This window comes from Bacillus salitolerans, from assembly GCF_042680805.1.
In the GTDB taxonomy this organism is placed as follows: domain Bacteria; phylum Bacillota; class Bacilli; order Bacillales; family SA4; genus Bacillus_CJ; species Bacillus_CJ salitolerans.
In genome coordinates this window covers 1-13,857 of the sequence record NZ_JBHUEM010000004.1, presented here as the reverse complement: position 1 = coordinate 13,857, position 13,857 = coordinate 1, and the positions used below count along the sequence as shown (strand labels likewise).

Below are 13,857 nucleotides of genomic sequence, written 5' to 3'. Positions count from 1 at the left end.
TTATGCTCGTCTAAATTGTTCGATGAAACGACGGTCATTAATATAGAAATTACGAATATCTTCAATTCCATACTTCAGCATTGCAATACGCTCTGGTCCCATTCCGAAGGCGAATCCTGTGTATTTCTTTGAATCAAACCCTGCCATTTCAAGAACATTTGGATGTACCATTCCTGCTCCTAAAATTTCAATCCAACCTGTTCCTTTACATACATTACAGCCCTTTCCATTACAGATTTTACATGAAATATCCATCTCTACGGAAGGTTCTGTAAATGGGAAAAAGCTAGGTCGAAGGCGAATTTCTCGGTCTTCTCCAAATAATTTTTGTGCAAACACCTTTAATGTACCTTTTAAATCACTCATACGAATGTTTTCATCAACGACAAGTCCCTCAATTTGAGTAAACTGATGAGAGTGTGTCGCATCATCATTATCACGGCGATACACTTTCCCAGGACAAATTATCTTAATGGGCCCTCTTCCTTCATGTTTCTCCATTGTTCGAACTTGCATCGGAGAGGTTTGAGTACGTAAAAGCGTTTCTTCTGTAATATAGAAAGAATCTTGCATATCTCTTGCTGGATGACCCTTTGGAAGATTTAAAGCTTCAAAATTATAATAATCTTTTTCAACTTCAGGACCTTCAGCAATCGTGTATCCCATCCCAATAAACAAGTCTTCAATCTCTTGAATAATGGCAGTAAGGGGGTGTTTACTTCCCTTTCGGACCGGACGACCGGGTAATGTTACATCAATCTTTTGAGAAGCTAGCTTTTTCTCTACCTCTGCTTTTTCAAGGGTAGCTTGCTTTCCCTCAATTGCATTCGAAATCGCTTCTCTTACTTTGTTTGCTACTTCCCCAACAATTGGACGCTCTTCAGCTGGGAGTTTCCCCATCCCCTTAAGTACTTCTGTAATAGGTCCCTTCTTTCCTAAAAAGCTCACGCGAATATCGTTAAGAGTTTTTAAGTCTCGGCTTGCTTCCACTTGATCAAGAGCTTCTTGTTTTAGCTCAAGTAAACGTTCTTGCATGTTTTTTCCTCCTAATTTTTCAATTTTTTTAAATACAAAAAAGTCCTCGATCCCATAAAGGGACGAGGACTTGAAATTCGCGGTACCACCCTAATTACTAAAGCCAAAAGCTTTAGTCACTTCATTGTCATAACGGTTCTTCACCGGAACACCTTTACGATTAAATCGGTCCAAGTGTCAACTCAAGAGGTGAATTCACTTATCACATACCACAAAGGTGCTTTCAGTCTAGGACACCTTCTCCCTAGTTGGCAGTTCAACAAGCTACTAGTCTCTATCATTGTTTTTTTAGATATTTTTTATACTATATGATACTACCTTAAAGTATTGACAAATTCAAGCCGAATTAGGCATTCTTTGCTTATTGTTTTTCTTAGCAAAAAATATTGGAAGATAAAGCAAGCTAAATAATACAATTGCAACGATCTCTAAGGATAGTATGTAGTAAGGGTATGGCCCTAAAAAGTCGATTAGACTTGGGTTTGCTGGCTTCCTGGCCAAGAACATATAGTTCCCACCTGTCCATTTATTCACAAAAAAGACTACAAACGCGATAACATTTATGGTTATGATCGCTTTCCAAATTGATTTAACCGTTGGTGTCATTTTTTCAATCCAAACCATATATAAACAAGCGAGCATGATCCCAATATGAGCAAGAAAAAAATGAAAGTATCGATAATGAGGGAAGTCAAAAAATAGTTCAGGAGTCAGTAGTGCCTGCGAAGCACCTGCCAAACCAAAGAAGTATGTCACTTCGAATACTCTATAGCTGTTTGTAACTAACATAAAAATACATAGAAATAAAGAGATTGAGCACAGCTGAAAAGGTAATGTGTCCAACGGATTCCAAACATTTGTTGTTGTATACCAGATGTTTAAGGACAGCTCACTAAGGACCAGTACTCCTATTAATGAATAACGAATAGACTTTTTCCATACATTTTGTCGTATTTGTTCACGATATACATAGAGCATCACCGCTAATACGATAAATAGAATGATCATGCTAACATGTGAAACTGAATACAATGCAAATGTGTTCTCTGATCTGGCACTAAAAAATCCCCCCATATTGATTCCCCCTGTTTTTAATCAGCTGTTTTTAGGTACGTAAATAATATAATAGAATACCTGTTGCAACGGCTACATTTAGGGATTCTGCTTTACCATGGATGGGGATATACAAGTTGTGATTTGTAAAAGACAGCCATTCCTTATTTACTCCCCTTCCTTCATTTCCAACAAGTAAAGTGAAGGGCCGAGAGGTTGTAACCGTCTGATATGGACTACCATTTTCTAATGAAGTTCCATATATGGTATGTCCATACCCTCTCAATTTATGAATCCAATCACCAATATTTCCTTTTAAAATTGGTAGATGAAAGATTGATCCTTGAGAGGAACGTAGAACTTTACTATTAAACAAATCGACTGATCCTTCTCCAAGGATGACGCCACTTATACCGGCAGCATCTGCCGTACGAATCATGGTTCCTAAATTTCCTGGATCTTGAACTGCATCCACTAGTAGAATAGATTCCATTTCCATGTCACTTTCCTTGAAGGTTGGCTGCACACAAACGGCTGATACACCTTGAGGTGTTTCCGTTTCGCTAATTTCTTTCATCACTTCATCTGGAACTAAATAAAGTTCAACATCATCGACATTCCAGTTAAGAGGTAGTGTAAAGCTTTCACTGACAATGAGTTCTTTTATAAAGTCTTTGTACTTTAATGCCTCTTCAACTAAATGTTCGCCTTCAATGAAAAAAAGACCTGTTTTATCACGCTCTTTTTTTGTATGTAGCTTTTTCCATTGTTTAACACGAGGATTCTTCTTGGACTCAATTTGCTTCATTTTCTTCCGTCCTTTACTTTCTTTGTATGATTTCCCATTATATCTTAAATTAGATACATATTTAAAGCTGTTATGAAGAAACATAATCATGTATGAAGCCAACTTTTCATGAAGAGGTGTACAAAAAATGGATTTAAACTTACGTAATGCTGTTATTACAAATGTACAAGGGAACTCTCAGCAAGAATTGCAAGCCACCATTGTAGATGCCATTCAAAGTGGTGAAGAAAAAATGCTTCCTGGACTAGGGGTGTTGTTCGAAGTCATTTGGCAACATTCAAATGATAGCGATAAGCAAGAAATGCTTACTACTTTAGAAAATGCATTAAAAATGTAAAGGATAGCTTCTGCTATCCTTTTCTTTTTGCTAGGTTCCCCCCCTTGGAGGGACTCCCATTCCGCACTTGTATTGGATGTACTGGCATCTCTAGTTTGATTTACTTACAGGATGTAGCAGCCTTTAGCATAGACTCCATAGGACCTCTGCCTCCTCGTCGTGATTCACCTGCAGAAGTCCCACCTGTTACACTCAACCCTTAAAAAATACGGCATTTTTTACAAAATTGTGCAAATTTTTTATATATTCCGGGCATTTTTCTCGAGAATTTTGCTCCTATAAGCTTCCATACTAGCTTTGCAAAGTCAACTTGGCTATTATCTTGTTCTTTTTTATAGACTCTTGGAACTTATCATTAACTTGTTCGATTTTATCAGCAACTACTAGAATTTTTTCAGCAACTATTTGATTTTATCAGCAAGTTTTGGATTTATCAGTAAGTTTCGACTTTACCGTCAACTTTGGTGCGTTTATCAGCAACTCTGCAGTTCTTATTGGCAACTATGACATTTTTGCAGCAATTCCGCTTTTTCCACTATACAACGGCAATTCTTACTGGAATTTTCCGCGTTAAATCATGACCATAAAGCGACTAAGAAAAAGTAATCTCACGTACCTTATCAAGATCAAGCTTTTTAATAATCTCTACAAGCAGCTTGACCGTATTCTCAAAATCAGCGCGGTGTAACATAGCCGCATGTGTATGGATATAGCGAGTTGGAACAGCAATGGACAAAGCTGGAACACCATTTGCAGTTACATGAATCGCTCCCGAATCTGTCCAACCTAAAGGAATGTAATCATATTGATATGGAATATTAAACTCCTCTGCTATTCCAACAACAAACTCACGAAGCTCTTTGTGAGAAATCATAGAAGCATCATATATAATGATTTGAGGTCCTTCTCCCATTTTACTGCGAGCCTCTTTACCTGAAATACCGGGTGTATCACTTGCAATACCGACATCTACAGAAAAAGCGATGTCTGGTTTTATCATTTCAGCCGAGGTCTGTGCTCCCCTTGATACCGGTACCTCTTCTTGTGCAGTACCTACACCATATACGATATTTGGATGGTCGACATTCTTTAATTGCTTTAACACTTCAATCGCAATCGCACATCCAATACGATTATCCCATGCTTTTGCAAGTAGTAGATTTTCGTTGTTCATTACCGTGAACTCAAAATATGGCACGACTTGATCACCTGGTCTAACTCCAAATTCCATTGCTTCCTCACGGCTTGAAGCTCCAATGTCAATAAACATATCTTTTATGTCCGCCGGTTTTTTTCTAGCTTCCGGAGAGAGAATATGTGGCGGTTTAGAGCCAATAATACCACTTACATCCCCATTCTTTGTCACAACTGTTACGCGCTGGGCAAGTAACACCTGAGACCACCAGCTACCGATTGGTTCAAAAAGGAGAAATCCTCTCTCATCAATTTTAGTAATCATAAAACCGACTTCATCTAAGTGTCCTGCAATCATAATTTTTGGACCCTTCTCATCTCCAACTTTTTTAGCAATTAAGCTCCCCAACCCATCCGTGTAAACTTCATGAGAGAAAGGTTCGATAAATTTTTTCATAACCTCCCGAACTTCACCTTCATTACCTGGTATTCCTTTTGCGTCTGTTAATTCTTTTAGCATAACGAGTGTTTTATCCATTTTCTTCACAATCAAATTCTCCCTCCCTCAGTTACTTCCTACATATGTACTAGTATCCTTGATCCTGTCTTTCGTGATTGACCGTATTTTTATCCATATATGCTTTTTCAATATCCCCATATTTAAAGTCGAGGGCATGTCCCAATAAAAGATATTGTTCAATTAAACAAATATAATTCACTTTGGAATGGTCTTCTTTAAACTTATAGATTCCACTGTATACATCAATAAAGTGAGTGGTGAGGTTTTGTACCATAGAAGTTTCTATTTCTATTTTTTCAATCTCTTGATCATAACCTGCTTCTATTCCTAATGACAGGATAAAGTGTAAGCCGTCTACATACTCTTCTACGATTACGTCTTTGTTTGAAGCCGGCTTTTTACTCCAAAACTTAAAACAACGAGTTTCATTTGCTAGTTCCCCTAGTTCTACTAATAGAGCCAGAACCTTTCGTTCAAACAGAGATTCATTTTGTAATCCGTGCTCTAATTCAATTCTTTGATCTAACTTTTTTTGCATCGTAAATAATGTAGATAGATTCATAATAAACCTCCTTATTATGTTAAAATTATAACAAAAACTTTTGAAACCTTCTCTATCTTTATTCGTATATATGTAAAAGGACCATGCTTATAGGGGGATTAACCATGATTATCATACTTTTTAGACTTTTAATATTGATTGCAATGGTTGCACTTATATATACAGGCTTCAAATATTTACTAAACCCAAAAAGGAAACTTGAGCTTGCTCATGAACAGAAGAAATATTATTTCCTTGATGATAAAAGGAATGTTCACAAAAACTTTTATATAACATATAGGGGAGCAATGTTTGAGGGGGAAAAATATTTAGGAACTACCGAAAATTCATTCGAAGTTGTAACCATCAATGTTTCTGTCAAATCTGCCTCTAGCTTGCAAGGCTTTACGAAAGAAGATTTTTATTTCCTTGAAAGGGAAATATTAATTCAATATCCACATAGTACAGTCCAGTGGAAAAGCCCTATAAAAGAACTAATTAAAAACCATGAAGGATAATCTAACGGGTTTACTAAAGAGTGGTAACAAGTTTAATAGTCATACTTATACACACGTTATTCCGCATCTGGATAGCGTGTGTTTTTTTGTTGTTAGAGATTGTAAAAAGTTACTGAAACCAACGAGCTATTTAGTCACCCTCTTTTAAAAATACAATCGTATGAATAGAAATTACAAAAATATCTCTAATATACCTTTACAGGAATATTCCTTATATGGTATATTATTTCCAATAAAGTGAAACTTCAATCAGTGGGGGTTTTCCTCATCCCCCACTGATTGTTAGCCCAGGCCCGCATGATGTGGGTCACACAGACATTGTCACAGAAGGTGGCGACTTTAGTCTGTGTTCCTATACAGGGTTCTTACTGGCGCTTATCCCCCACTTAAACTTCTCGATTCATTTAAAGTTTTGAAGTGGGGGTTTTAGCGCCAGTTGGAACGGGATAAATACAAAATACATGTCAGAACTCCAAAGTATAGTTTGGTATTAGGAGAGGTTTGGCAAATTAGGAGGGGATTATTAAGACTAGTTATAGGTTACTGTAGATTGTGAAACTATTTTTATGGATAGGGGTAGGTTCTAAAAATGGATACGACAACATTGAGTGCTCTAGCCGAACCCAATCGTTTACAGATTGTTGAACTTTTGCGAGATGGCCCCCTTACTGTGGGAGAAATTACAGATCGTTTAAAAATACGTCAGCCACAAGCATCTAAACATCTCCGAATTCTTTCTGTGGCCGGCATTGTTGAAGCACACGCAGATGCGAATCGCCGTATTTACAGATTGCGTCCAGAGCCTTTTATGAATTTGGATGCATGGATTGCGTCATATCTCCAAATCTGGGAGGACAGATTTGACCGCTTGGATGATTATGTAAAGGTTATGCAAAAACAGATGGAAGATAAAGGTGAGAAATGATAGAGGTTTCAAATGGAAAAAATTATTTACCATAGATTTACCATAGTAGGTATAATAAAAAAATCTTTTTGGAGGAATTCATATGTCAACTAAAATGATCTCAAAAGTAGAGGGAAACGTACTTGTTATTGAACGTCAGTTTGATGCACCTAAGGATTTAGTTTTCAAAGCGTACTCGGAATCTGAACATCTTAAACAATGGTGGGGACCTCGTGGTTGGATTCTTACCGTATGTAACGTTGATTTTAAAGTAGGTGGAATCTGGCATTATTGTATGAAGTGTATTGATGAGAATCAAGGTGATTTTTTTGGTTTCGAATCTTGGGGAAAAGGAGTTTATGAAGAGATTATCCAGGATGAAAAGATAGTTTATATTGACTATTTTTCAGATGCAGAAGGGAATGAAGTAGATGGAATGCCTTCAACTCACATCACTTTAACATTTGAAGAAGATGAGGGTAAGACAAAGCTTGTTAATCGTGCCATCTATGATTCGGCAGAAGCGCTAAAAACCGTCTTAGATATGGGAATGGAGCAAGGATTTACTGAAACTTGGGATCGTCTAGAAGAGTACGTATCCACGATAAAATAATGGTTGTAACCTACGCCAAGAAAAGAAATTGTTAAAACATTGAAAATTAGATAACAATAAGTGAAGCTAAAGGATCGTTTTGATGTACGGTAGCTTTAATTTTTTCTGGTAATTCGGTCTATGATTTATCATTTTGTACCTCACAAGTGAACCGTGAAGGATAATCTTCACGGTTTTACTGTGGACTATTCGTCTTTGCAAAAAAGGAAGTCCATTTTACGGTTGTGACTCGCTCCCGTAATAAATAGAACAATGCGGTAAAGCAAAGCAATATGATGACAATAACTGATGGGGATAAATGACTAATCGATTGTCCAAACAACGTATATAGTATAGCTGTAGGGGTATTCGTAATGATGGACTGCTTTGTAAAAGAAAATAAGTTCTTTTTTCTCTCGAGGAGAATGAGGGATAATAGCTGATACTGCATGAAGGGAATGCAGCGCAAGATGGTGATTTGTCCTATAGTTAGGTTGATCCGATCACCTATCCACCTTTCTTTCATTCTATGAACCTTTGCAAATGTCTTGGGCATGCCTTGATACAAGAAATAAAAAACAATACATGATATCGTTAACCCTACTACTGAATAAAGAGTCCCAAGTAATGCCCCAAATAAAATACCTCCTACCACACATAACAAAGCAACTGGAATAAATAGGAATTGTCTTATACTATGAAAAAGAAGGAATATTACTGGTGCCCACATTCCGCTACCTTCTAGAAAAGCGAATAACATTGTCATCGTTTGATTCATCTAGACCCCCCCTGAAGGATGACTGACATTTGAAAGCAGAGCTCTATTCATGTAGGCAATCTTTGACTATATATTCTATACAATCGTACGAGCCATTATGACATATTTTGCAAAATTACTATCAATAGTGCTGTTTGAAGCATAATCAAAACGGGAATACCTATTTGAAATGAACGATGCTTCGTCTTATGTCTAAATAAACTCATTCCCACCAAAATCCCTAATGAACCCCCAATTATAGCAAAGGTCCATAATGTTTTTTCAGAAATCCTCCATTTCTGCTTGATAGCTTTTTGTTTGTCTATACACATGATTAAGCATGCAATACATGATGCCAGAATTATATACCCGAGAATGTAGATCACTACGTACCTCCTGAGCTTTGAATGAAAAAAGAGCCACTCTAAAAGAGAGGCTCGTTATCATTACTTATTTAGATTGTTTTTTGCAGCAGACGCTAATTCAGCAAATGCCTTTTCATCATGAACAGCTAGGTCAGCTAACATCTTACGGTTAACTTCAATACCTGCTTCTTTTAAACCGTGCATTAAACGGCTATAAGAAAGTCCGTTCATACGTGCAGCCGCATTAATACGAGTGATCCATAGTTTACGGAAGTCACGCTTCTTTTGACGACGGTCACGGAATGCATAGTTTAGAGACTTCATTACTTGTTGATTTGCTACTTTATATAATGTATGTTTTGAACCGAAATAACCTTTTGCTAACTTTAGTACGCGCTTACGACGCTTACGAGTTACTGTACCACCTTTAACTCTTGGCATTTTGTTTCCCTCCTAGGATATCTTAAAGTGATGTTCGAACCGTCCGAGAACAAATAACTATCGAACTTCTTCGTTGGCTCGCCTTTGTTGCTCCTCATGTTAATACATATACACCGGTGCTCCTGCTTCGCCGCCTTGAATTTCTCGGTTATGTTGTCCTCCTATTCAAACGAGATTTTATTTGAATTCGAATTGTTTTTTAACTTATTTACCAACCATGAATTTGATACGCTTGTAATCGCCACTGCTTACAAGAGTTGCTTTACGAAGCTTACGCTTTTGCTTTTTAGTCTTGTTTGAGAATAAGTGACTTGTGTAAGCGTGTGAACGCTTAAGTTTACCAGATCCTGTTTTCTTGAAACGCTTAGCTGTACCACTATGAGTTTTCATTTTAGGCATTGGGAGTTCCTCCTTAATTGTTACTTTTCATTTTTTGGTGCTAACATTAAGAACATGCTACGTCCATCCATTTTTGGAGCAGATTCAACAGTTCCTACTTCCTTACAAGCCTCAGAGAATCGATCAAGTACACGCTGTCCAATTTCCTTATGAGTAATTGCACGACCTTTGAAACGAATTGATGCTTTCACTTTGTCCCCATTTTCTAGGAACTTGATTGCATTTCTTAGCTTCGTGTTAAAGTCATGTTCTTCAATTGTAGGGCTTAGACGTACTTCCTTCACGTTAATGACCTTTTGATTCTTACGAGCTTCTTTTTCTTTCTTTTGTTGCTCAAAACGGAATTTACCATAGTCCATGATACGACATACTGGTGGTTTCGCGTTTGGTGCAACCATAACTAAGTCAAGATTAACATTCTGTGCAATTTCAAGTGCTTCCTGACGAGACTTAATACCTAATTGGTCTCCATTTGCTCCAATTAAACGTACTTCACGTGCACGAATGCCTTCATTAACCATCATGTCTTTACTAATAGTGAGCCACCTCCGAAATTTTGTACCGCTCTTTCCATAAGACACACTTGTAAACAAATTAAAAAAGTGTGGGTGTACAAAACACCCACACTAACGAAAGTCATCACAAACATGCATAAAGCTTTTCGTTGAAACCTGCTAACTACAATGTGCGTCAATCAGGTGAGAAGCGGGTGCTTCTTCTTTGGAATTCACATACTATTTAATTACCTAAATAAATTTACCATGCTGACCTATAACCTGTCAACACTTATCTCTTAACTTCCTGTACAAGATTCTCTTTAAACTGTTCAAAAGGGAGAGTTTCCGACTTCTGTTCTCCATACTTACGTACATTAACAGCGTTCTCTTGTATTTCATTATCTCCTACAACTAGCATATACGGAATCTTCTGCATTTGTGCCTCACGAATCTTGTAACCAATCTTTTCATCACGAGAATCCAGCTCAACACGGATTCCTTCTGCTTGCAGTTGTTCCTTCACCTTTAATGCATAATCAAGGTGAACAGAAGGAGAAACCGGGATTACTTGTACTTGAACTGGTGCAAGCCATGTCGGGAATGCGCCTTTATACTCTTCTATTAGGAAGGCTACGAAACGTTCCATAGTTGAAACAACACCGCGGTGAATAACAACTGGTCGGTGCTGTTTTCCATCTTCCCCAACATATGTTAATTCAAAACGTTCAGGAAGCAAGAAGTCTAATTGTACAGTGGATAATGTTTCGTCTTTTCCTAATGCCGTACGTACTTGAACATCAAGCTTTGGACCATAAAAGGCTGCTTCTCCTTCAGCTTCAAAATAATCAAGTCCTAGATCATCCATTGCTTCTTTTAACATACTTTGTGCCTTTTCCCACATCGCATCGTCATCAAAATACTTTTCTTTATCTTCAGGATCTCTATAAGATAAGCGGAATGAGTAGTTCTCTAATCCAAAATCCTTGTAGACTGCTTCAACTAAGCGAACCACTCGGATAAACTCATCCTTAATTTGATCAGGACGAACGAAAATGTGAGCGTCATTTAATGTCATTCCACGTACACGTTGTAAGCCTGTCAGTGCCCCTGACATCTCATAACGGTGCATTTGCCCTAATTCTGCAATACGGATTGGTAGTTCGCGATAGCTGTGGATGTCGCTTTTATAAACCATCATATGGTGAGGACAGTTCATCGGACGTAAGACAAGGTCCTCGTTATCCATGGCCATTGCAGGGAACATGTCGTCTTGATAATGCTCCCAGTGTCCTGAAGTTTTATACAGTTCCACACTTCCTAAAACAGGAGTATAAACATGTGAATAGCCTAAGCTTATTTCTTTATCCACAATATATCGTTCAATAATACGGCGGATCGTTGCACCTTTTGGAAGCCATAGAGGCAAGCCTTGTCCTACTTTTTGGGAAGTTGTAAAAAGATCTAGCTCTTTTCCTAGTTTACGATGATCACGCTCTTTTGCTTCCTCTAATAGACGTAGGTGTTCGGATAAGTCTTCCTTCTTGAAGAAGGCAGTCCCGTAAATACGTTGAAGCATTTTATTATTACTGTCACCACGCCAATATGCACCTGCAACACTTAACAGCTTATATTCTTTAATTTTCCCAGTTGAAGGTACGTGAACCCCGCGGCAAAGATCAAAGAATTCACCTTGTTCGTAAATGGTAACAGCTTCATCAGCGGGTATAGCCTCAAGTAATTCTAACTTCAGATGGTCCCCAATTTTTTCAAAGCGTGATTTTGCTTCATTACGCGAAACCTCAACGCGAACAATGTCTAAGTTCTCATTTGATATTTTTTGCATTTCCTTTTCAATCTTGCCAAGATCTTCAGGTGTAATGGAAGATTCCATATCAATGTCGTAATAGAACCCACCTTCAATCACAGGTCCAACACCTAATCTCACATTTTGATCTGAAAAAAGGCGTTTTACCGCTTGTGCCATTAAGTGAGCTGTACTATGGCGTAAAATTTCTAGTGCTTCATCAGAATCTTGAGTTATAATTGCAATGCTTCCATCTACATTAATTGGAGTACGCAAATCAATTAATTCTCCATTCATCTTTCCAGCAATCGCTTTCTTTTTTAGTCCTGGACTTATTGATGCCGCGATATCTTCTGTTGTCGTACCTTTATCAAACTCCTTAACCGCTCCGTCTGGAAATGTAATTTTCACCAATTCTGACATCCTAGTCACTCCTTTTTGCTTTTTAAATAGGGCTCTGTTTTACTATGATGTTTATTTCCGTGGAAAGGTAACTCGCTTTCCAATACAAAATATCAACACAGTAGTTTAACAAAGCCAAAATAAAAAAACTCATCCCTAGAAAAGGGACGAGTTATGTATCGTGGTTCCACCCTTCTTTCTAAAGGTAGACAAAACCCCTTTAGCTTAGAAGAAAGATAACGGTTTGAGCCGTTAGTACATACTTAGACATTTATGCCGGTTCCGTACTAAAGTTTAAAGGTGGTAGATGTACTTTCCGTGCTAGGAAGCTTACAGCCATGTCTTCCCTCTCTGTGAGCCGTAAAAATAATCCATGTCCTCATCATAACAATTTTCATGATAAATTGATTATGTAGGTTATTATATGCATATTTGAAAAGGAAAGCAAGGTCTTTTTATGATTAGCTTAATTTGGAAGAAATTAGTTCTTTATATTATTAAATTGTTCATACTGGTGACATTGGATTCTCTCTTGAAAAATATTCATAAGTGTCTGAACAACTCCATGGTCAAAAAAATACGTATACAAATGAATTTCTTTTGGTGCAAGAAACAGAAGTGGGGCAATCACTTGCTTATCAACCTCAAATCCATTTATAGTAACAAAGTCTTCCTCAATCAATTGGATATGATGTGTGATCGCCTTATACTCCCTATCGTAAAATAAAAATGCATCCTTTTCATGAACGACATGAATGAGGTCAAAGGTAGGCGTTTTGGCGAAAATATACTTTCTAAGACTTTCAATAAAATCCTGGTAATCCTGCTCTAATTTATATTCATCAATGGCAAGCTCTATATATTCTTCTAATCGCTTCAAATATTCTTTTAAACGAAACGTTACGAATGCATCAAAAGAAAATGATATGTTCTTTGAAAGAAATTTTTTTAGTGATTGTGTAACAATTTCCTCCCTCTTTTTCTCCTTCATCGTACTACACTCAACCTCGTCTACAAGTGAATATACCATTTGGATAATATTCTGCTGCTCCATTTCATCGTGAAAATAAAAGATGTTTGAAATAATTTCTTGTAAATATAAAGTTTCCTTCCATTCTGTTACAAACTTTGTAAGAGCAGGTACAACATATGTATGAATACAAAACAACTCATCTTTCTCAATATTTATGTAAAGGGTACATTCTTCAAGTGCAATATCCATGTATTGGATTGGCTCATTTATGAATTCTTGTATGATTTTGTATACATCTTCAGCATCGGAAGATTTTTCAAAGCTGATATGCATATTGGTTGTCCCCCCTTTTTAGCACCTGATTCTATTTATATGAAGGGGAACAAAAAAAATGATAACAGTTCACTTATATAAGGCATTTCTTGGCAGAACTTGGCATGTTTAAAGTCAAGCAACACTAACTATTGCAGCGTTTCTCTTATGTAGTTGTGTAATTGAAGTGTTTTGTGAAGGAAGGAACAAAAGGCTATGCGCGCGCCGTTTAGCCTAAGGAAGAGCAAATAACCTGTCATGAAAAAGGGTGGTTTTTCCCTTTGATTCATGACAGGTTATTTGACCTCGAGTGGCCGGATTACTAAAGCACATTGTAATAAGATACAATCAAAACTTATAATTTCTGGTGTATGAAATAATATTTTTACACATAAAAAAGTCCCAAGACTATGCTACGATTGAACTACTTAACCAAGTTAACTCAATCATTTACCAACCCGCCAA

Annotated in this window: 16 protein-coding genes and 3 other annotated features; of the genes, 4 read left to right on the top strand and 12 right to left on the bottom strand. The window is 37.2% G+C overall.

Translation table 11 applies throughout. The features are described 5' to 3' along the window. From pheS to ACFSCX_RS05190, 3 genes are all read right to left on the bottom strand, one after another. Complete coding sequence (gene pheS / locus ACFSCX_RS05200) at positions 1-1,035, bottom strand: phenylalanine--tRNA ligase subunit alpha (RefSeq protein ID WP_377927095.1); 1,035 nt, start codon at positions 1,033-1,035, stop codon at positions 1-3. A 55-nt stretch (positions 1,036-1,090) separates the two neighbouring features. Next, positions 1,091-1,325 (bottom strand) — a binding site (T-box leader). Between the two features lie 46 nt (positions 1,326-1,371). Continuing rightward, positions 1,372-2,109, bottom strand: a complete 738-nt coding sequence (locus ACFSCX_RS05195; RefSeq protein ID WP_377927094.1) for a YwaF family protein — start codon at positions 2,107-2,109, stop codon at positions 1,372-1,374. A 31-nt stretch (positions 2,110-2,140) separates the two neighbouring features. Beyond that, on the bottom strand, positions 2,141-2,896 hold the full coding sequence (locus tag ACFSCX_RS05190) for a TrmH family RNA methyltransferase (protein WP_377927093.1): 756 nt from the start codon (positions 2,894-2,896) through the stop codon (positions 2,141-2,143). 127 nt (positions 2,897-3,023) lie between these two features. Here ACFSCX_RS05190 and sspI point away from each other — a divergent pair, with 127 nt between their 5' ends. Further along, on the top strand, positions 3,024-3,233 hold the full coding sequence (sspI, locus tag ACFSCX_RS05185; RefSeq protein ID WP_377927092.1) for a small acid-soluble spore protein SspI: 210 nt from the start codon (positions 3,024-3,026) through the stop codon (positions 3,231-3,233). Positions 3,234-3,825: 592 nt separating this feature from the next. Here sspI and ACFSCX_RS05180 read toward each other — a convergent pair. Both ACFSCX_RS05180 and ACFSCX_RS05175 read right to left on the bottom strand, forming a co-directional pair. Beyond that, complete coding sequence (locus ACFSCX_RS05180) at positions 3,826-4,914, bottom strand: M42 family metallopeptidase (RefSeq protein ID WP_377927214.1); 1,089 nt, start codon at positions 4,912-4,914, stop codon at positions 3,826-3,828. Between the two features lie 40 nt (positions 4,915-4,954). After that, positions 4,955-5,449, bottom strand: coding sequence for a dUTP diphosphatase (locus tag ACFSCX_RS05175; RefSeq protein WP_377927091.1), 495 nt, complete (start codon positions 5,447-5,449; stop codon positions 4,955-4,957). A 104-nt stretch (positions 5,450-5,553) separates the two neighbouring features. Between ACFSCX_RS05175 and ACFSCX_RS05170 the strand changes: the two genes are divergently transcribed. The 3 genes from ACFSCX_RS05170 (at position 5,554) to ACFSCX_RS05160 (ending at position 7,463) form a co-directional block, all read left to right on the top strand. After that, complete coding sequence (locus ACFSCX_RS05170) at positions 5,554-5,946, top strand: sigma-w pathway protein ysdB (RefSeq protein WP_377927090.1); 393 nt, start codon at positions 5,554-5,556, stop codon at positions 5,944-5,946. A 589-nt stretch (positions 5,947-6,535) separates the two neighbouring features. Next, a complete protein-coding gene (locus ACFSCX_RS05165) occupies positions 6,536-6,871 on the top strand; it encodes an ArsR/SmtB family transcription factor (protein WP_377927088.1) in 336 nt (111 codons plus the stop codon). 82 nt (positions 6,872-6,953) lie between these two features. Beyond that, positions 6,954-7,463 (top strand): SRPBCC domain-containing protein, encoded by a 510-nt coding sequence (locus ACFSCX_RS05160; RefSeq protein WP_377927087.1) that lies wholly within the window; start codon positions 6,954-6,956, stop codon positions 7,461-7,463. 175 nt (positions 7,464-7,638) lie between these two features. On the opposite strand, the gene ACFSCX_RS05155 is transcribed toward ACFSCX_RS05160, so the two are convergent. The 7 genes from ACFSCX_RS05155 to ACFSCX_RS05125 form a co-directional block, all read right to left on the bottom strand. Then, the gene (locus tag ACFSCX_RS05155) at positions 7,639-8,220 is read right to left on the bottom strand and encodes a TVP38/TMEM64 family protein (protein WP_377927086.1); all 582 of its coding nucleotides are present in this window, start codon (positions 8,218-8,220) and stop codon (positions 7,639-7,641) included. 95 nt (positions 8,221-8,315) lie between these two features. Continuing rightward, entirely contained in the window at positions 8,316-8,585 is a 270-nt protein-coding gene (locus ACFSCX_RS05150) for a DUF1294 domain-containing protein (RefSeq protein ID WP_377927085.1), read from the bottom strand. Between the two features lie 60 nt (positions 8,586-8,645). Next, on the bottom strand, positions 8,646-9,005 hold the full coding sequence (rplT, locus tag ACFSCX_RS05145; protein ID WP_377927084.1) for a 50S ribosomal protein L20: 360 nt from the start codon (positions 9,003-9,005) through the stop codon (positions 8,646-8,648). 204 nt (positions 9,006-9,209) lie between these two features. After that, positions 9,210-9,404: a 50S ribosomal protein L35 gene (rpmI, locus tag ACFSCX_RS05140; protein WP_377927083.1), complete on the bottom strand. Its 195-nt coding sequence runs from the start codon at positions 9,402-9,404 to the stop codon at positions 9,210-9,212. 20 nt (positions 9,405-9,424) lie between these two features. Then, positions 9,425-9,925 carry a translation initiation factor IF-3 gene (gene infC / locus ACFSCX_RS05135; RefSeq protein ID WP_377927213.1) on the bottom strand — a complete coding sequence of 167 codons (501 nt, stop codon included), beginning with the start codon at positions 9,923-9,925 and terminating at the stop codon, positions 9,425-9,427. A gap of 69 nt (positions 9,926-9,994) precedes the next feature. Further along, positions 9,995-10,131 (bottom strand) — a sequence feature (ribosomal protein L20 leader region). Positions 10,132-10,190: 59 nt separating this feature from the next. Next, positions 10,191-12,128 carry a threonine--tRNA ligase gene (gene thrS / locus ACFSCX_RS05130; RefSeq protein WP_377927082.1) on the bottom strand — a complete coding sequence of 646 codons (1,938 nt, stop codon included), beginning with the start codon at positions 12,126-12,128 and terminating at the stop codon, positions 10,191-10,193. Positions 12,129-12,267: 139 nt separating this feature from the next. Further along, positions 12,268-12,502, bottom strand: a binding site (T-box leader). An 86-nt stretch (positions 12,503-12,588) separates the two neighbouring features. Further along, on the bottom strand, positions 12,589-13,413 hold the full coding sequence (locus ACFSCX_RS05125) for a putative sporulation protein YtxC (protein WP_377927081.1): 825 nt from the start codon (positions 13,411-13,413) through the stop codon (positions 12,589-12,591). Positions 13,414-13,857: the final 444 nt, after the last annotated feature.